The sequence below is a fragment of the Actinoplanes sp. GCM10030250 genome (assembly GCF_042666575.1).
Taxonomy (GTDB): domain Bacteria; phylum Actinomycetota; class Actinomycetes; order Mycobacteriales; family Micromonosporaceae; genus Actinoplanes.
This window is the reverse complement of sequence record NZ_JBHTDO010000044.1, coordinates 61,398-78,945: the sequence shown is the minus strand read 5'-3', so window position 1 is coordinate 78,945 and position 17,548 is coordinate 61,398. Positions and strand designations below refer to the sequence as shown.

General features: G+C 70.2%; 16 protein-coding genes. 4 read left to right on the top strand and 12 right to left on the bottom strand.

Features of this window, described 5'->3' with window-relative positions; translation table 11 throughout:
- Positions 1–185: 185 nt before the first annotated feature.
- Genes ACFQV6_RS38110 through ACFQV6_RS38085 form a run of 6 tightly spaced genes read right to left on the bottom strand, consistent with a single transcriptional unit; the run spans position 186 to position 5,601 of the window.
- Complete coding sequence (locus tag ACFQV6_RS38110; protein WP_378032567.1) at positions 186–1,022, bottom strand: M15 family metallopeptidase; 837 nt, start codon at positions 1,020–1,022, stop codon at positions 186–188.
- Positions 1,023–1,072: 50 nt separating this feature from the next.
- Positions 1,073–2,368, bottom strand: coding sequence for an FAD-binding oxidoreductase (locus ACFQV6_RS38105; RefSeq protein ID WP_378032566.1), 1,296 nt, complete (start codon positions 2,366–2,368; stop codon positions 1,073–1,075).
- Between the two features lie 52 nt (positions 2,369–2,420).
- Positions 2,421–2,906 (bottom strand): RrF2 family transcriptional regulator, encoded by a 486-nt coding sequence (locus tag ACFQV6_RS38100; RefSeq protein ID WP_378032565.1) that lies wholly within the window; start codon positions 2,904–2,906, stop codon positions 2,421–2,423.
- Positions 2,907–2,948: 42 nt separating this feature from the next.
- Complete coding sequence (locus tag ACFQV6_RS38095; protein ID WP_378032564.1) at positions 2,949–3,872, bottom strand: maleylpyruvate isomerase N-terminal domain-containing protein; 924 nt, start codon at positions 3,870–3,872, stop codon at positions 2,949–2,951.
- The gene (locus ACFQV6_RS38090) at positions 3,869–4,444 is read right to left on the bottom strand and encodes a sigma-70 family RNA polymerase sigma factor (RefSeq protein ID WP_378032563.1); all 576 of its coding nucleotides are present in this window, start codon (positions 4,442–4,444) and stop codon (positions 3,869–3,871) included. Before ACFQV6_RS38090 ends, ACFQV6_RS38095 begins: the two co-directional genes overlap by 4 nt.
- A 23-nt stretch (positions 4,445–4,467) precedes the next feature.
- Complete coding sequence (locus ACFQV6_RS38085) at positions 4,468–5,601, bottom strand: AI-2E family transporter (RefSeq protein ID WP_378032562.1); 1,134 nt, start codon at positions 5,599–5,601, stop codon at positions 4,468–4,470.
- Positions 5,602–5,689: 88 nt separating this feature from the next.
- Here ACFQV6_RS38085 and ACFQV6_RS38080 point away from each other — a divergent pair, with 88 nt between their 5' ends.
- A complete protein-coding gene (locus ACFQV6_RS38080) occupies positions 5,690–6,439 on the top strand; it encodes an SAM-dependent methyltransferase (RefSeq protein WP_378032561.1) in 750 nt (249 codons plus the stop codon).
- Here the strand turns inward: ACFQV6_RS38080 and ACFQV6_RS38075 are convergent.
- The 5 genes from ACFQV6_RS38075 to ACFQV6_RS38055 form a co-directional block, all read right to left on the bottom strand.
- Positions 6,436–7,974, bottom strand: a complete 1,539-nt coding sequence (locus ACFQV6_RS38075) for a heme peroxidase family protein (protein WP_378032560.1) — start codon at positions 7,972–7,974, stop codon at positions 6,436–6,438. The two genes, ACFQV6_RS38080 and ACFQV6_RS38075, sit on opposite strands and share 4 nt — an antisense overlap.
- A 211-nt stretch (positions 7,975–8,185) precedes the next feature.
- Positions 8,186–9,451, bottom strand: a complete 1,266-nt coding sequence (locus tag ACFQV6_RS38070) for a polysaccharide biosynthesis protein (protein ID WP_378032559.1) — start codon at positions 9,449–9,451, stop codon at positions 8,186–8,188.
- Positions 9,415–10,440, bottom strand: a complete 1,026-nt coding sequence (locus ACFQV6_RS38065; RefSeq protein WP_378032558.1) for an NAD-dependent epimerase/dehydratase family protein — start codon at positions 10,438–10,440, stop codon at positions 9,415–9,417. Before ACFQV6_RS38065 ends, ACFQV6_RS38070 begins: the two co-directional genes overlap by 37 nt.
- Positions 10,437–11,219: a glycosyltransferase family 2 protein gene (locus ACFQV6_RS38060; RefSeq protein WP_378032557.1), complete on the bottom strand. Its 783-nt coding sequence runs from the start codon at positions 11,217–11,219 to the stop codon at positions 10,437–10,439. The genes ACFQV6_RS38065 and ACFQV6_RS38060 overlap by 4 nt, the downstream gene beginning before the upstream one ends.
- Positions 11,216–12,415, bottom strand: a complete 1,200-nt coding sequence (locus ACFQV6_RS38055) for a nucleotide sugar dehydrogenase (RefSeq protein WP_378032556.1) — start codon at positions 12,413–12,415, stop codon at positions 11,216–11,218. The genes ACFQV6_RS38060 and ACFQV6_RS38055 overlap by 4 nt, the downstream gene beginning before the upstream one ends.
- A gap of 173 nt (positions 12,416–12,588) precedes the next feature.
- Here ACFQV6_RS38055 and ACFQV6_RS38050 point away from each other — a divergent pair, with 173 nt between their 5' ends.
- From ACFQV6_RS38050 to ACFQV6_RS38040, 3 genes are read left to right on the top strand one after another with little or no spacing between them, the layout of a single operon-like run.
- Complete coding sequence (locus ACFQV6_RS38050) at positions 12,589–14,457, top strand: hypothetical protein (protein ID WP_378032555.1); 1,869 nt, start codon at positions 12,589–12,591, stop codon at positions 14,455–14,457.
- On the top strand, positions 14,454–16,106 hold the full coding sequence (locus tag ACFQV6_RS38045; protein ID WP_378032554.1) for a hypothetical protein: 1,653 nt from the start codon (positions 14,454–14,456) through the stop codon (positions 16,104–16,106). The genes ACFQV6_RS38050 and ACFQV6_RS38045 overlap by 4 nt, the downstream gene beginning before the upstream one ends.
- Positions 16,107–16,144: 38 nt before the next feature.
- Positions 16,145–16,309, top strand: coding sequence for a hypothetical protein (locus ACFQV6_RS38040; protein WP_378032553.1), 165 nt, complete (start codon positions 16,145–16,147; stop codon positions 16,307–16,309).
- Here ACFQV6_RS38040 and ACFQV6_RS38035 read toward each other — a convergent pair.
- Positions 16,294–17,475: a glycosyltransferase family 4 protein gene (locus ACFQV6_RS38035; protein WP_378032552.1), complete on the bottom strand. Its 1,182-nt coding sequence runs from the start codon at positions 17,473–17,475 to the stop codon at positions 16,294–16,296. The genes ACFQV6_RS38040 and ACFQV6_RS38035 overlap by 16 nt on opposite strands.
- Positions 17,476–17,548: the final 73 nt, after the last annotated feature.

Genomic DNA, 17,548 nt, shown 5'->3' with positions numbered 1-17,548 from the left:
CCTCTGACGTCCAGCTGGTTGGCTCGGCTGGCTTCCAGGGGTGTGTTGCGGCGCGGGAGGCCCCTCTGACGTCCAGCTGGTTGGCTCGGCTGGCTCCCAGGGGTGTGTTTCGCCGCCGGAAGCACCTCTCCCGCCCAGCCGGGTTGGGGCGGGCAGGGCTGGGAGACGTGCACGTCGGGAGGGTGTCAGCGGTCGTTCGTACTGAAATGCATGTAGTCCTTCAAGGTTGACCAGCGGCCGCCCCATGCGAACCCGTTCGCCGTGAAGGCGCGCACTGCACCCTTTGCGTGCATCATGCCGGGCCAGTAGTGCTTGCGGGCCAACCACGTCGCGCTGTTCGGTGGGTCCAGGTAGGTGCCGCGGATCATCGGGTTCTGGCGGGGGTTCACGTCGATAGCCCGGCCGTACGAATGCTGTGACCACGTCGTCGTGCCGGCCACATAACGGCACTCGTACCCGCTGGTCAGGACGCTCTTGTCGGTGAGGCCGGGCATGTTGACCGAGGCCGGCTGCATCACCAGGACCGGGAAGCGCCACCGGTAGAGGGCCGCGAACGCCCTCTGTGCGGGCACCGCCAGCGAGCGGTGCATGATCAGGTTGCCCTCGCGGGCGGTGCCCTGGAAGTCGATGTAGCGGACCCAGATCCGGCGGAGGTCGGCTGCCTTGACCGGACACTTCCTGGTGGCACTGCCATTGGCCTCGGTTGCGGTCACGGTCTCCGTGCGGGTCCGCCAGGCAGGCAGCGGCGCGGCCGGAGCGGTCAGCCGGAGCAGCCCGTCGACCTGCGGCCGATAGCCGGGGGCCAGGCCGTTCCAGCGGCGCAGGTCAGTAAGCGTGACGTCATGCCGAGCCGCGATCGTCGCCAGCGTATCGCCGGGCCGGACGACGTGCGCGACCTGCGCCGCGGCGGCAGCGGCAGCGGCGGCGGCAGCGGCGGCGACAGCGGCGGCGGCAGCGGCAGACGGATGGAGGAGGGCGACGCCCAGTAGACAGGCAAGGGCGGCGGAGAGGCGTTGACGCACGGTTAACCAGCGTCCGCGATCAAGCACCGCCCCGCTGCCGAACCACCAATTCAGCGGAGGGGAAGGTCACTCAGGGGAAAGTTGCCGCGCAGCACCGAATGCGGATCCCGCTGCCTCTTCAGCGAACGCAGCCGATCCATGGCCACCGCCCCAAAGGCGTCGCCGGCAGCCTCCTGCGCATTGAGGAAGGTAAACGGCTTCCGCCCGCTCACCGGCAACGCCTTCGCATAGGCCGCCTGCTTGGCCAGCACTCCGGCCGGGTCCGTCGGAAGGCCGAAAAGATACAGCGCGAACGGCTCGGTGAGCGGCCCATGCGGACTGTCGGACGGCTGAGCGAACGCACCGCCGAGATGCCGAATCTGGACGCTGAGCAGCGGCGCGATCGGCTCGGCGAGCAGGGTGGCGGCGACCTCGTCGTCGAAGGCGGTCAGTAGTTCGCAGTGGGAGAGGCCGGCGCTCGGGTCTGTCGGCTCCGCGGTGATCGAGCCGAGTTCGTCGACGGTCATGACACGGCGGGTGTCGGAGAGCGGGGTGGGTAGCGAGTCGAGCGGCGACAGCAACTCGCGGGCGGTGGCTTCGGGGCCCAGGTGGGTGGCGTCGATAGCGATCATGGGCGAGGCGCCGGGGAAGTGCAGCAGATCCAGCCAGACGGTGAGTTCGCTGGGGGCGGTGGCGACGATCCGCCGGTAGGCGTCGACGACGGCGGGCGCGTCGGCCAGGTCCCAGAGGACGCGGCCGCCGTACAGCGAAGGAGCAGCGTGGAGCTTCATCGTGAGGGCGGTGACCACGGCGAACTCGCCACCACCGCCGCGCAGCGCCCAGAACAGGTCGGGGTCGGAGGACACGGTGACCTGGCGCTGGGTGCCGGACGCATCCACCACGTCGAAGGCGATGACGCTGTCGCCGACCCAGCCGTGTGCGCGGCCGAACCAGCTGAGCCCTCCGCCGAGCGCCACTCCGGTGACGCTGACGACCGGTGAACTGCCGGGCAGCCCGGTCAGGCCGTGTGGGGCGGCGGCCGCCTGGAGGCGTCCGGAGGCGACGCCGGCGCCGATCCGTGCGAGGCGGGCGGTGGCGTCGATCGAGAGCTCGTCCAGGCGGCGGGTGCGGATCAAAATCGTGTCTTCGGTACGGCCGGTCGCGCCATGCCCGTTGGCCTGAGTGGTGACGGTGAGCCCGGAAGCCGCGGCGTGCCGGACGAGCGCGGCGACATCGGCGGCATCAGCCGCTTCGACGACGGCTGCCACCGGTTGTTCGATCGCGAGGTTCCACGGGCGCCGGGCGGTGTCGAAGCCGGCGTCACCGGGCAGCCAGACCTGGCCGCGGACGACAGAGGTGAGGTTCATTGCTTCCCCCTAGATCTGGACAAATAATGTCCAGGATTAAGTGCCGAAAAACTCACGAGCGCAGGGCCGTGAATCGATGAGCGGTGTTGCCCGGCGTGGCCGGGTGCTGCTCTTCCACCGACGCTTTGATGTCGGCGAGGGTCACGCCGGCGAGTTCCTTACGCCAGGCCAGGTCGGCTCGTCGCATCGCCTGCGAGATCCGGCAGGCCTGCCGGTAGTCCACGCCCGGATCGGCGCCCGGACCCTTCTTGAGCAGCTCGTTGCAGCGGAACGCCTCCTCCGCGCCCTCGATCGCGACGACCACGTCGAGCAGCGTGATCCGCTCCGGGCCGCGGGCGAGCCGGAAGCCGCCGCGCGGCCCCGGCGTCGAGGTGACGATGCCGGCGCGAGCCAGTGCCTGCATCTGCTTGTTGAGGTACGCGGGGGGCAGCTCGTAGAAGGCGGCGAGTTTCCCGGCCGGAACCGCCTGGTCATCGGGTGACCAGGTCAGGTTGAGGCAGGTGTGTAGCGCCCACTCGACGCCCTCGCTCATCTTCATAACCTGGACACTACATGTCCAGGTTAGTGGAGCGCCAGAGGATCAGGGGTACGGAGCGAGCGCCGGCACCGCGGCCAGCCACTCCCGCGCCAGCACGGGATCCCCGCTGATCTCCACATCGAGGAGCGAAGGCTCACGCCGGTCACCCACCAGCCGGCAGAACTCGACGACGTCGACGGTCACCCCGGCATCGGACTCCGAGACGACGGGACCGGCCGAGACAGGCACAGTCCACCTCCCGCCGCCTTCCCCGGTGAGGTGCAGGCTGATCGACCGGCCGGTCACCACTCTGCCGGTCACCGCCGGCAGCATCCGAACCGCCAGATCAGCCATCGGATGCAGGTGCGACGGCAGCGGCGTGACAGTGGGGCTGCCCGTCGCCCCGGCGATGTCCTCGGTGTGGATCCACGTCTCGAACGCCCGCGCCAGCAGCGCGTCCGCCACCGTCATCCGCCGGCCCAGCTTCACCGTCACCCCGTTGTCCGGCTCGTGCGGCAGGGCACGGCACACCGCTTCGGCCTGCTCCCGCCACGAATCCAGCGACGGTGTGGTCCGGACCGGCAGCCCGAGCGCCCCGGCGACCACCCCGTCCACCTCCATGAGGTGGGCCAGCAGATCACGAACGGTCATCCGCTCATATGCCGCGATCAGCTGCCACTCTCCAGAACCGAGAGCGGAGAGCAGAAGATCAAGGGCGGCAACCTGGGCGGCGTACGGCTTCGCGTAGCCCGGGGCCCGGGGAGCCGGCCGCCGCCGCAGTGGCATCGCCGCGTGCAACCGCTCGCGCAGCCCCGCCGGAGCCGGCGTGAGAAGCGCTGTCGCTGTGGCCCGGAGCGTGTGCGCCTCACCGGTGCAGATCGTGCAGCCGGGCAGATGGGCCTGTACGAGCGACGCCTCCTCCGGCGAGCAGGCGTCCACCGCCCACGCCCCGATGAGCTGGGAGATCGTCTCGTGGTCGTGGTTCATCGGTCCTCCGGGCCGGCAACGTGGTCGCCCATCGTCACCGTCAATCGGCGTAACGCCTCGCGCAGCCGCGACTTGGCCGTGCCCTCCGGCAGGCCCAACTCGGCCGCTACTTCACGGTAGGTCCGTCCCTGCAGATATGCCAACGTGATCGCGCTGTGCAGCGGCTCCGGAAGGGAACCCAGCGCCACCCGTAGCCGATGCGTGGTGTCCGCGTCGGTGACCTGATCGGCGACCGGGTCGCCGCCGCTCAGCGCGTCGGCGCTCAGCCGCGGCGACTGGGTGCCGCGGCGGTGCGCCTCCTCGCGCCGGACCAGGTCCACCGCCCGGCGGTGCGCGATCATCGCGAGCCAGCCGCGCAGGCTGCCCTTCGCCGGGTCGAACGCGAACGGCCGCTCCCAGAAGGAGAGGAACACCTCCTGGGCGACGTCCTCGGCGGCGCGGTCGTTGCGGGTGACCCGGACGGCGATGGTGTGGACGAGTGCGTTGTACTGCTCGTACACCTCACCGAACGCGTCCTCGTCGCCGAAGACGAGCCGATCGCGGAGCCTCGTGTCCTCGTCGGAGACATCCACGTGGCTCACTCTAACCGTGGCGGTCAGGCGACCTCGGGCTCATGTTGTGCCTTTTCGGCGACTTCGTCGGCCGGGTCCTCGCGCGGTGGCTCCGGCGAGTCGCTGAGCTGTTCACGCACATAGGTCCAGAGCACGGCGATCAGGGCCGCCACCGGTACGGCGAGCAGGGCGCCGACGATGCCGTACAGGCTGCTGCCCAGCGTCACGGCGAGCAGCACCACGCCGGCGTGCAGGCCCAGGCCGCGGCTCTGCACCATCGGCTGGAAGACGTTGCCCTCGAGTTGCTGCACCGCGACGATGATGCCGAGCACGATCAGCGCGTCCGTCCAGCCGTTGGACACCAGCGCGATCAGCACCGCGACGAAGCCGGCGAAGAGCGCGCCGACGATCGGTACGAACGCCGCCACGAACGTCAGTACGGCGAGCGGGAGCACCAGCGGAACACCGACGATCCACAGTCCGATGCCGATCGCGACCGCGTCCAGCAGACCGACGAACGCTTGCGACCGTACGAAAGCCCCCAAGGTCTCCCACCCGCGCGCCGCAACGATCGGCACGTCCACGGAGAGCCTGCCCGGCAGTTGCCGGCCCAGCCACGGCAGGAAGCGCGGCCCGTCCTTGAGGAAGAAGAACATCAGGAACAGCGCCAGGATCGTGGTCACCAGACCGTTCACCACTGTGGTGACACCGGTCAGGGTGGCCGTCGCGATGCTGCCGACACTGTTCTGGAGCCGTTCGACGGCGGCGTTCGTGGCCGAGTTGACCTCGTCGTCGCCGATGTTCAGCGGCGGACCGGCGGCCCAGTCGCTGACCGTCTTGATCCCGTTGGACACGCCGGTGGCCAGCTCGGGCGACTCGGACGCCACCGGCGCGACGATGCCGACCAGGATGCCCGCCGCCAGCACCAGGAACAGCACGGTGACCAGCGACGCGGCGAGCGCCGGCGGCCACTTGTGCCGGCGCAGGAACCGCACCGGCGGCCACGTCAGCGTGGTGATCAGCAGTGCCACGACGAGAGGCCAGACGATCGACCACATCTTTCCCAGCAGCCACACCGCCACCCACGCCATGAGCAGGACGAGGATCGTCTGCAGAGAGATGCTCGCGGAGGAACGCAGCGCGGACTTCGACTTCTTCGCGCTCAGAGTGGGGCCCATGTGATCACCCTAAGGAGGTAGGGCACCTGTGCGCGCGCTGAACCGCCGACCCTTGCCCTCCAGCGCCGAATTGAATAGAAATTGATCCATGACCGACCCTGGGTTGGAATCGGACGTGCCGCACGCGGCGCGCATGTGGAATTACTGGATGGGCGGCACCGACAACTTCCCCGCCGATCGGGCCGCCGGTGACGCGGTGGCCCAGGTCTATCCCGAGATCGCGCTGATGGCCCGCGAATCACGCCGCTTCCTGATCCGGGTGGTCCGCCATCTCTCCACCGAGGCCGGAATCAGCCAGTTCCTCGACATCGGCACCGGCCTGCCCACCATGCAGAACACCCACGAGGTCGCCCCCGGCGCCCGTGTCGTCTATGTCGACAAGGATCCACTCGTTCTCACCTACGCCTCGAAGCTCCCGGACCGTGCCACCTATGTGCACGCCGACTATCACGAGCCGGACCTGATCCTCACCGAAGCCGCCAAGACTCTGGACCTCAGTCGCCCGGTAGCCGTCATGTTCATGGGCGTCCTCGGTTACGAACCCGACCTCGACGTCGCCCGCTCCATCGTGTCCCGGACCGTCGCCGCCCTCCCGGCCGGCAGCCACCTGGTGCTCTGGGACGGCACCAACACCACCGCCGCGGTCGTCGAGGGCGCCGAACGTCTCGCGAACAGCGGCGGCGTCCCCTACATCCTGCGCGCCCCGACCGACCTCAAGTCCCTCTTCGGCGACCTCGCCCTGCTCGACCCAGGCCTCGTCCCCATCACCAGATGGCGCCCCGAAGAACCCGCGCCCTCCTACATCGACGCCTACGGCGCCACAGCCCGAATCTCCTAGAGGGCGAGCGCGAACTTCAGGAAGTCGCCGGCGCGGAATTGGCCCGGGACCGGGGCGATCGGTGCGGACGGGCGCCACCGCGGGTTGACGCGCAGGTAGCTGTTCCGGTCCAGGCCGAGGATGCCGATGATGACCTCGGCGACGATGCGCCCGCCGACCGGCCCGAGGCGTTCCCCGGCGTAGGACAACTCCGCCTCCTTGAGGATGTAGAACCAGAGCGGCGCCTTACCCTGCCACCCCGCGTTGTCCGGGTCGGGCAGGCCCAGCTGCGCGTTGGTGAGCGGCGTGACACCCATCCGGGCCGCGACGTCCTGGCCGGCCGGCAGGCCGAGGCGCTTGCCCCGGATCAGGTTGCGTTCGGCGAGCGACGGCGTTCCGTCGGGTACCACGCTGGCGGGCAGGTTGAACAGCGGCAGGGAGAGCTTGCCGTCGATCCGGCGGGCCTGGTTGCGCGGTGTGGTGGGCTTGCCGGGTACGTCGAAGAAGTGCCACCAGTCGATCTCGAGGCGGGACGGCAGCTGGCGGCCGCCGCGCAGGTCGCTGCCCTCGGCGCCGAAGATGGCGGCTGCCGCGGGCGGGGTGGTGCGCTGGTTCAGCAGGTAGCCGGCCCGGATCATGCTGTGCCCGAAGCGGTAGGCGGCGACCGAGTACTCGATCGGCATCATCGGCCGGTTCGGGTTCATCGGCCGGTAGAACTCCTGCCGCACCCGGCCGCGGGTGTCCAGGAAACGGCCCACCACCTCGGGTCCGACGACCTTCTCCAGGAAGTCGTGCACGATGATCCACTGGAAGTGCCAGCGGGTCAGGCGCTGGGCGTCGGCCAGGCTGCGGGCCAGCCGGGTGGACAGGCAGCGGTTGTGGAACTTTGCGAACGCCAGGTGGAGCTGGGAGACGATCAGGTTCTCGTCGTTGCGCGGGTCACCGAGGTAGGCGGCACCGTCGGCGTTGCGGGGCAGGTCGTCGACGCCGTTCGGGTTGCGGACGACCTTCATCCGGGTGCGGTCGGCCTCGTACAGTTGCGGGTCGAGACGCGGACCGCGACCGTAGAGCGAACCCAGGTCGAACTGGGGTGTGCCGAAGTTGGTCAGGCCGCGCGGGTCGGCTTCCTGCTCGGGGAGCGGGGTCCGGTCCAGGGTCATGTCGTGGTCGATGAACTGGCCGAGGAACGTGAAACCGGCCGGGATCCGCGGGTTGTCGAAGTCGGCAGGGTTGGGCCCGCTCGGCTCGCCCATCTGGGCGGCGAGCGACTTGATCAGCTCGTCCGGCGGCGAGAAGGCGGCCTCCCGCTTGAACATCACCCCGAAGCGGCCCTCCCGTCCGCGCCCGGACCGGATCGCGATGTCGTTGCCGCGCATCCCGTAGACCGAGTGTTTCCACTTGAACGGGAACCGCGGGTCGCCGGGGCCGGGGTGGGGAGCGGCGGCGGCGGGAAGAGCGCCGCAGCCCACTGCGCCTGCCGCGGCTACCGATCCGGCCAGCAGCGCACGGCGGCCGATTTCGGGGGTTTCGTCATCGTGCGCGGCCGTATCCACCATTATTGCTCCTCTGGCGTCGCTTGCCCGGTATGAGAAACCGGTGCCAGGGAAGTTAACGGCCGACAGCGCGGGTGCGGCCGGAGTGCGGGCCGTGGCGGCGAATCAGGCCTGGACGGCCTAACCCGTCCCGGCGGCAGACGGCCCTGAAGGGGGTAGTGGCCGCAACCGGCGAGGCGGTGAAACGTTGAAGCCGGGCCCGGACGGGAAAGGCTCAGGCCCGGCGGCTGCGGACCGTCGCGTACGCGGTGGTCGCCAGCGCCAGAGTCGCCGTACCCGCCGCACACCACATGATCGCCGCGAACGTGTGCGGCACCAGCCAGGCAGCCACGACAAGCACCGCTGTCGACACCCACAGCGGTGCCGACGGCCACTTGGCCCCGGCCGCCACCTGCGCGTTGACCAGCACGAACACCAGTGCGTAGAGCGCACCGGTCAGGGCGAACACCGGCGCGTACCGGCCGAGATCGACGTAGTCCTCACCGCCGGCGAACCGGAAGGCCAGCCCGCCGGCCAGCGCGGACGCCAGGATCAACAGGGTGCCGGAGCCGGCGACCAGCCCGATCGACACGGTCAGTGCCCGCTTGCTGCCCTGGGCGAGCCTGGGGAGGGCGAGCACGGTGACCACCTGCGGCGCCCACATCGCGCCCTTGGTGAGCACGGTGCCGACCGCGTAGGCCCCGGAGACGTCCGCCGTCAGCAGGGCGCGGGCGAGGAGCAGGTCGGCGTACGAGACGACCAGCATCGCCAGCGTCGCCGAGCAGGCGGTGATCACCTGTTTCGGCGAGACACCGCGGTCGCCGGGCACCGTGCCCGGTACCCGGGCCACGACGGTCAGCACGGCCGGGATCACCAGCGACACGACGGTGCCGATCAGCACCGAGCCGGTCAGCCCCGCGCCGAGCAGCAGCCCGGCAACCAGTCCGCCGTACCGTCCCGCCGCCAGGACGGCCATGCCGAGCGCGAGCCGCATGAAGCGCTCGTCGCCCTGGAGCTGGCCCAGCCAGCGGCCGGCCACCACGATCGCGCCGGTGTAGACGGCGAGCAGCAGCATCACCGTCGGCGGCAGGTCGAACGCCGGCCCGGCGAGCGGCGTCAGCAGCGCGACGAGGCCCGCGCACACGGCGGCGGTGATCCACCCGACGTGCCGCGCGGTCGAGCCCGGGTTCTTGGCCCGCTGCACGGCCACCGCGATCTGCAGGCCCATGCCGGGCACGCTGGCGATCGCGACGATAGCCAGCACCGTCGCGAGCGCGCCGAGGTCGGCGGCGCTGAGCGTACGGGCGCCGAGCACCGGCACGACGTAGCCGAAGGCGCTGGTGACCGCACTGGCCAGGGCGACCGCCGCACCGGCGAGCCCGATCCTGCGGCCGGCCGACGGCTCCGCGGCCAGCTCGGACAGTTCCTGGGCGGCCGCGGGCGGTACCGGTGAGGAGGACCCGCCTACAAGCGGCCGTCCGCCACTGCCTGAGTGATCCACGGAATCACCTCGTCGAGCATCGCGTCGAGGGTGGTCTCAGCGTTGAAGCCGAGGACCTCTCGCGCTTTGGCCACGTCCGGCACCCGCATCGCCACGTCGTGCGCGAACGGTTCGTCGCTGACGTAGCGGAACGGCACGTCCGGTCCCTTGATCTTGCGCCAGATCAGCTCGGCGAGCTGGAGAACCGTGGTGGACTCGGCCGTCGACAGGTTGAAGTCGTCGTTGCCGGCCGCCTCGTGCTCCATCGCGGTGATGATGCCGCGGGCGAGGTCCCCGCCGTACGTGTAGTGCCGCACCTGGTCACCGGCACCGAGGATGTGCAGCGGATCCTGACCCTTGAGCACCTTCTGCACCAGGTCCGGTACGACGTGCGACATGGCCAGCTTCACGTTGCCGGAGAGCACCTCGGCCTCGCCGAGCGCCCGGCCCTCGCCGACGCCGACGCAGTTGAACGGCCGCACGATGGTGTAGGGCAGCTTGTACTGGTCCCAGGCGGCGCGGGCGTAGTACTCCACGGCGAGCTTCTGGAACCCGTACGACGACTGCGGCGGTGGGATGAGCCGCTGGTCGCCCTCCTTGCTCGGCCACCTGTCGGTCGACTCGAACACCATCGACGACGACACGTAGGTGACCTTCTTCAGCGTCCCGGACCGGTGCGCCGCGATCGCCGCGTCGCACGAGGACGCCATGATCCGCTCGTTCGTGGCGAGCAGGTCGTACGCGTACGCGTGGAAGTAGGAGATGCCGCCGATCATCGCCGCGCCCGCGATGAAGTGATCGCAACCGGTCAGCAGGTCGATGAGCAGGTCGACGTCGCGGGCGTCCCCCTCGACGAACCGGAAGTTCGGGTGGTCGTCGTAGCTGTGCGCCACCGGACCGTACTTCGAGAAGTTGTCCAGCCCGACCACCTCGTGGCCGCGGCCGAGCAGTTCGGAGACCAGGTATCCGCCGATGAATCCGGCGGAGCCGGTCACCAGGACCTTCGTCATGCCGGGGTGCCTTCCTTGTCAGGAACCGGTGCCGTGACCGGCCTCCGGGCCGCCCAGCGGGCGGCGAGTTGTTCGTCCGACAGGCGCCTGCCGAACGCGAAAAAATACCAGCGGAGGTAGCTCGGCATGAACCGGCCCACGTCGAAGTGCGACTCGCCGAGCTGCCGGTCCAGCCAGATCGTGGGGATCTCCGCGACCGGGCGGTGCAGCCGGGTGGCCTTCGCGGTCAGCTCGATGCCGATCTCGAACCCGGTGTTCGACTCGATACCCACAAGACGAACAAAATCTGTGTCGTACGCCTTGAAGCTGTTCGTCGCGTCCCGGGTGCCGACCCGGGCGAACCAGCTCAGCGTGCGTCCCGCCCAGCGCGAGGCCATCCGCTTGAACCGCGGCCCGCCGACCTGCTGCCCACCGGGCATGTAACGGGATGCCGCCGCGACCACCACGCCACGGTCGACGAGCCGGGCGAGGTCGTCGATCTGCTGTGGGTCGTCGCACCCGTCGGCCATCGTCACGACCGCGACCGGTGCACGGGCGGCGTCGATACCGAAGCGGATCGCGTTCGCCGGGCCCCGCCCGTAGGTGTTGAGAATGGTGCGGACCCGCGGATCCTTGAGCGCGATCTCCTTCGCGTAGGGCACCGTGGTGTCCTCGGGCATGTCGTGCACGACCAGGATCTCGGCCGGCAGCAGCACCTCGCGCAGGATCCGCTCGAGGTGGCGGACCACGCCCTCGCCCTCGTTGTAGACCGGAATGACCACCGAGACCCGTGGAATCACACCAGCACGCCCTTTCCGGTCAGGCCCCACATGTCCACCAGCGGTTTCTCGGTCGTGAGTTCCGCGTAGTCCAGGTGCGGCGCCGCGATCACCAGCAGATCGGCCCGTTCGAGCACCTCGTCGAGCGGCAGCAACCGGTCGTCGGCCACGTAGGGATCGGTGCAGAGTGTCTCCCGCGCCTTGAGCGTCAGGATCTTCTTCAGCTTGTAGGCGAGGCTGTCGCGAGGATCGTCGCTGCCGCCCTTGAACGCCATCCCCAGGATGCCGACGGTCATGTCGGCGAGGTTGAAGCGATCCTCCAGCCGGGACACCAGGTAGAGCGGGAGACCCTCGTTGATCAGCATCGCCGAGTGGCCGAGCACGAAGTTGTTCCGGTTGAACGCCGCGAGCTGCATCGTGTCCTTGAGCAGGCACGGACCGGCGGCGAATCCGGGCATCGGCAGGTCGGCGGCGCGCGGGTACTCGAAGGTGACGGCGTGCCGGATCCGGGCGAAGTCGAGCCCGAAGTCGTTGGCCATCATCCAGAACTGGTTCGCCGCCGCGAACTTCAGATAGCGCCAGGTATTGGTGTACAGCTTCGCCAGCTCGGCCTCCTCCGGCTCCAGCCGGACGATCGAGCCGGTCAGGTTCCGGAAGAGCTTCTCGGCCCGGTCCATCGCCTGCGGAGTCCGCGCGGAGACGATCTGCGGCAGCGTGAAGAGCTCGGTCATCGCCCGGCCCTCGGCGATCCGCTCGGGACAGAACGCCACGTCCACGGTGAGGCCGTGCTTGACGAGCAGCTTCTCGGTCAGCGCGGTCACGCCCGGGTAGACCGTGCTGCGCAGCACGATCAGCTGGCCGTCGTGCAGGTGCTCGACGCAGCGCTCGATGGCCCGCGGCACCGCGCCCAGGTCGGGGTTGAGGTGCTGGTCAACCGGGGTGCCGACGACCACGACCACGGCGTCGGCGAGCCCGACGCTCGCGGGGTCGGTGGTGGCCCGCAGGCGGCCGGTGGTGATCGCCTCGGCGAGGGGCTCGGAGGCGCCCTCCTCGGCGAACGGCATGACCCCGCTGTTGACCCGGTCCACGGCCGCGGCGTCGATGTCGTACAGGACGACCGACAGGCCGCGTGACGCGAGCGCGACACCCAGGGGTAATCCGACCCGGCCGCAGCCCCCCACCACGCAAATGTCGACCGCGTTGCCGGGTTGTGTCATGTCGCCTCGCAATCGCGTTCTGGTGCTGGCCCGTGCGAGGTTACTGGCGAGAAACATTCAGGTCTAGTGCTCGTTCAGCCACATGCAGCAACGGGCACCGCAAGCCCCAGGCAAGCGGCACGGGAAGCAAGGTCATCTGCCACTCCGTCGCCAGGTTGTGGCACCCTGCTGTCGTGCCCTTGGCCTCACACCCCGCAACCGACTCCTCGACGCCGCCGGCGGACACCCGGGCGACGCCCTCCATCGGCGTCTCCCTGACGACCGTCGCCGCCGCGCTCATCGTGGTCAGTCTGGCGGCCCGCGCCGCGATCGCCCACCGTGGATACCTGTCGTACGACGACTTCCCGATGCTCTCGCTCGCCGACGCCAACGGGCTCGTACCGGACTACCTGTTCGGCCTCTTCAACAACCACCTGATGCCGGCCGGGCACCTGGTCAGCTGGTTGACGCTGCGGTTCGGCGGTTTCGGCTACGTCCCGTTCCTCGTGCTGCTGGTGGCCGGCCAGGCCGCGGTGAGCATCGCGCTCTACCGGTTGCTGCGGCTCATGCTGCTGCCCGGCTGGACCCTGCTGGTCCCGCTGACGGTGTTCCTGTTCAGCCCGCTGACGCTGGAGGCCACCTCCTGGTGGGCCGTCGGGATCAACATGCTGCCGATGCAGCTCGCGATGATCCTGGCCGTTGGCGCGCAGGTGAAGTACATCCGGACCCGCCGCCCCCGGCACCTGGTGACGCTCGGGCTCTCGGTCGTGCTTGGCCTCGCCTTCTTCGAGAAGGCCATGCTCACGGTCGCGCTGGTCTTCCTGATGACCCTCTGCCTGTACGCACCCGGCGGGCCGATCCGGGCGGTGTGGACGACGATCCGCCGCTGGTGGCAGTCCTGGCTGCTGCTGACGCTGATCTCGGTGAGCTTCCTGGCCACGTACCTCACGATCTCCATCTCGTCGCTGCGCCGCCCGTCCTCGGTCACCGAGGTCGTCGAGTTCGTGACGCAGATGTTCGGGCAGACGCTCGTGCCGGGCCTGCTGGGCGGGCCGTGGATGTGGTTCCCGGCCGGTGACGGCGCCCCGATCACCGCGACGACCGACGCCCTCCGGTGGGTCTCGCTGGCCGTGGTGGTGGCGTTCATCGGGTTCACCATCTGGCGGCGCGGCACCGCCGCCGCCCGCGCCTGGCTGCTCGTGCTCCTCTACACCGCGCTGGTCGCGGGCCTGCTCGGCGCGACCCGGATGGGCTCGGTCTACAGCGCGGTCGCCGGCGCGGTGCCCCGCTACATCGCTGACGTCATGGTGGTCGCGGCGATCGCCATCGGAGCCGCGCTGTGCGGCCTGCGGCGTGACGGGATCGAGGGCGAGGCGCCCGCGGTCCGGCCGGTGCCGGAGTTCCTGGCCCGGCTGCGGCAGCCGGTGCTTGTCGGCGGCCTCGTGGCGCTGCTCGCGAGCGCCGCCCTGACCGGGATCCGGTTCGGTGACGAGTGGTCGCTCAAGGCGGGCCGGGACTACCTGGCCAACGCCCGGGCCGACCTCGCCACGATGCCGGCCGGCACGGTCTTCATGGACGAGCCGGTCCCGGAGGAGGTGGTCGGGCCGCTGTCCGGGCCGTACAACATGCAGTCCCGGTTCTTCGCGCCGCTCGAGTCCGGTCCGGTCTTCGTCACGCAGGCCCGGGAGGTCTCGGTCTTCGACAAGGAGGGCCACATCCGCCCGGCCTGGGTCTCCGGTGTCAAGGCGCGACCGGGTCCGCTGACCGGTTGCGGTTACCAGGTGGGCAAGCGGACCACCCGGATCCCGCTCGAGTCGAGCGTCCCCGCGTACTGGCACGTGGTGCGCATCGCCTACCTCAGCGACCGGGACACCTCGGCGACGGTGCGGATCGGCGTGGAGAAGCCGGTCGGGTTCGACGTGCGGCGCGGCCTGAACGCGATCTTCCTGATCGTCTGGGGCAGCGGACCCGACGTGCAGGTGGACGTCCTCGACAAGAAGTCGAGCGTGTGCACCAACGAGATCGCCGTCGGTGAGCTGAACCCGGTGCCGGTCGGCGGGTGAGCGAGAGGCTGAAGCCGCACGCGATCGCCGCCGGTATCACCGCGGTGGTGCTCGCGCCGCTGGCCCTGCCCGGTTACGTCCTGCGCTACGACATGGTCTTCGTGCCGAGACAGGCGCTGAGCTGGGAGATGATCGCACCGGCCGACGCGCTGCCCCGGGCGGTGCCGCTGGACGCGCTGGTGTCGCTGGCCAACGTGGTCGCACCGGGCTGGCTGTTGCAGCGGATCGCGCTGATCGCCGTCGTGTACCTGGCCGCTCTCGGCGCCGCCCGCCTGGTGCCGTCCGAGCGGACGGTCACCCGTGCGGTGGCCGCGCTGGCGTTCGCCTGGACACCCTTTCTCGCCGAACGCCTGCTGCTCGGGCAGTGGGCGCTGCTTCTTGCGTACGCCTGCCTGCCCTGGCTTGTCATCGCCGCGCGCGACCTGCGCGACGGCCGTCCGCTGGTACTGCCCCGGCTGGTTCTGGCGGCCGCGCCCGCAGCGGTGACGCCGACCGGCGGCCTGATCGCGCTGGTGACGATCGCTGTCCTGCTCCCGCTGCGGTCGCGCGCGACCGTCCTGGCCCTCGCCGCCGTCGCGGCCCTGAACGCGCCCTGGCTGGTGGCATCGCTGAGCAGCGCGGCCGGTGGTCGTTCGGATCCGGAGGGTGTCGCCCAGTTCGCGGCGCGGGCGGAGAATTGGGCCGGCTCCTGGACGGCGCTGGCCGGCACCGGCGGCATCTGGAACGCGCAGACCGTGCCGGCCAGCCGCACATCGGTATTGGTCCCGTTCGTGACGGTGCTGCTGCTGGCGGTCGCCGTGGTCGGGTTGCGGGTGCTGCGCACCCGATGGGGAGGTGGCGCCGACCGGTTGCTGTTCCTGGCCGCGGGTGGGTTTGCGCTGGCCGCGGCCGGTGCCGGTCCGACCGCGCCCCTGCTGGAGTGGCTGGTCGCGCATGTGCCGGGCGGCGGCCTGCTGCGGGACGGGCAGAAGTTCCTGATTCCGTACGCGCTCGCGCTCGCCCTCGGGTTCGCCCTCGGCGCGGAGGCCCTCGCTGAGCGGCTGACCCGCAGGTTCGAGCCGGCCGCCGGGCACGTGCTGTTCGCGGGCGCGCTGCTGCTGCCGATCGTGGTGATGCCGGATCTGGCGTTCGGTGCCGCCGGCGCGCTGCGCCCGGTGCACTACCCGGCGGACTGGGACGAGGTGGCCGCTCGGGTGGCCGCCGCACCGGGCGAGGTGCTGTCGCTGCCGTTCGAGGGCTACCAGCGCTACGGCTGGAACCGCGATGTCGTGGTCCGCGACCCCGCACCCCGTTACCTTGACGCCCCGGTGCTGATGAACGACGCCCTGCGAGTGGGTGCGGTGACTGTCGACGGGGAGAGCCCGCGTGCCGCCACGGCCTGGGCACTTCTGAAGGCGGGCCGCCCCGCCGCCGAACTGGGGGTGCGCTGGGTACTGGTCCGCGGCGCGACCGAGCCCGGTGCCTTGTCCGGACTGCGCCTGGCGTACGCCGGACCCGCTCTCCAACTGTGGGAGAACCCGGCCGTTCCGGCGGGCGTGCGGCTCTCCGCGGCGAGCCGCCGGGTGCCCGCCCTGACAGCTCACATACTCGCCGGTAACATTGTGGTCATAGCTGCTCTCGCACTGCTGCTCGGACGCCGTAGATCGTGATACCGTCCGCGCACCCACGAGTCCGGGGAGGAACAAAAATGGCCAAGTTGGCCACGTTCGTCATCGCTGCCGTCGCCGGGGGTGTCCTCGGTGTCGTCGGTGTTCTTGCGACCGTCGGTGCGGTGAGCCCGTCGGCCGAGCACGTCGCCAGCACGACCGGCACCACGGCCGATCTGGAGAGCTCGGTTTACGGCACTCGCTGACCAGCCGGCTTCGGCTGATCACCGGCGAGTTGTCCGGCGACCACCTGGGAGAAGGCCTCTCCGGCTTTCTCCCAGGTGAATCGGCGGGCGTGTGCCGCGGCCGCCGATCCCATGGCGGTGCGCCGCCGGCGGTCCATCACCAGTGACCGCACCGCACGGAAGAACTCGTACTCGTCCTCGACCAGCACGCCGGTCTCCCCGTCGGCCATGGCATCGGCCACGCCGCCCGCGGACCGGAAAGCCACCGACGGCGTGCCCCGGGCACCGGCCTCGACGATGGTCAGCCCCCAGCCCTCCTTGAGCGAGGGCATCAGCAGCAGCCACGAACCGCAGAGCAGATCGTGCTTGTGCTCCTCGGACACGAACCCGGTGAACCGGACCCGGTCCTCGATCCCCAGGTCGGCGGCGAGCGTGGTGAGCGGCTCGTCCCACCAGCCCTGCCCGGCGACCACCAGCTCGATGTCGGGCAACTCGGTGGAGAGCAGCGCGGTGACCCGCAGCGCGATCTCGACCCGCTTGTGCGGCACCAGCCGGCCGAGCACCATCAGGCTCGGGTTCGGGGTCGGCGGAACCAGCTCGGCGGTGACCTCCGGTGTGCCGTTGTGCACCACCGAGATGCGGTGCCGATCGACGCCGAGGCCGACCAGCTCCTCGCGGGTGGATTCGGACACTGTTATGTATTGGCATCGCCGGTAGACCCGGATCGCCAGCCGCGACTCGATCCACCAGCCGATCCGGGCGACCCGCGGTCCGAACACGACCGGCCACTGCTCGCGGTGCACGTGGTGGACCAGCGCGATCACCGGGCGGCGGGCGTAGAGGCGGCTCAGGAACGGCATGCCGTTGCCGACGTCGATGATCAGATCCGGACGTCCGCGGTGACGGCGGGACAGCTGGCCGATGCCGAGCACGCCGACCAGGTAGACGAGGGCGGCGAACAGGTAGACGGTGTGCCGGCCGCCGCGTCGTATGATCCGCATTCCGTCAGGGTTGGTCTCTTCGGCGAGCGCGTTACCGTACGCCTGGCAGAGGAGGGTGACCTGATAGCCCTTGCCGATCAGTTCCGCGGCGATCCGTTCCAGGAACAGCTCGGATCCACCACCCTCGGGGTGGTGGGTGTCCCTCCAGTTCAGGAACAGGATGTGACCGCGGCATGCGTCCGTCATGGTCTACTCTGCACCCCTACTAGCGAGTACGATTCGCGGTCGCGTCACAGTAGGGCAGCCTTCGGAGTAACCG

Bases quoted from the DNA above. Each gene is read 5' to 3' on its own strand.
- ACFQV6_RS38105 (WP_378032566.1), bottom strand. From the start codon at position 2,368: ATGAACCTCACCTCTGTCGTCCGCGGCCAGGTCTGGCTGCCCGGTGAC.
- ACFQV6_RS38100 (WP_378032565.1), bottom strand. From the start codon at position 2,906: ATGAAGATGAGCGAGGGCGTCGAGTGGGCGCTACACACCTGCCTCAAC.
- ACFQV6_RS38095 (WP_378032564.1), bottom strand. From the start codon at position 3,872: ATGAACCACGACCACGAGACGATCTCCCAGCTCATCGGGGCGTGGGCG.
- ACFQV6_RS38085 (WP_378032562.1), bottom strand. From the start codon at position 5,601: ATGGGCCCCACTCTGAGCGCGAAGAAGTCGAAGTCCGCGCTGCGTTCC.
- ACFQV6_RS38080 (WP_378032561.1), top strand. From the start codon at position 5,690: ATGACCGACCCTGGGTTGGAATCGGACGTGCCGCACGCGGCGCGCATG.
- ACFQV6_RS38075 (WP_378032560.1), bottom strand. From the start codon at position 7,974: ATGGTGGATACGGCCGCGCACGATGACGAAACCCCCGAAATCGGCCGC.
- ACFQV6_RS38065 (WP_378032558.1), bottom strand. From the start codon at position 10,440: ATGACGAAGGTCCTGGTGACCGGCTCCGCCGGATTCATCGGCGGATAC.
- ACFQV6_RS38055 (WP_378032556.1), bottom strand. From the start codon at position 12,415: ATGACACAACCCGGCAACGCGGTCGACATTTGCGTGGTGGGGGGCTGC.
- ACFQV6_RS38040 (WP_378032553.1), top strand. From the start codon at position 16,145: ATGGCCAAGTTGGCCACGTTCGTCATCGCTGCCGTCGCCGGGGGTGTC.
- ACFQV6_RS38035 (WP_378032552.1), bottom strand. From the start codon at position 17,475: ATGACGGACGCATGCCGCGGTCACATCCTGTTCCTGAACTGGAGGGAC.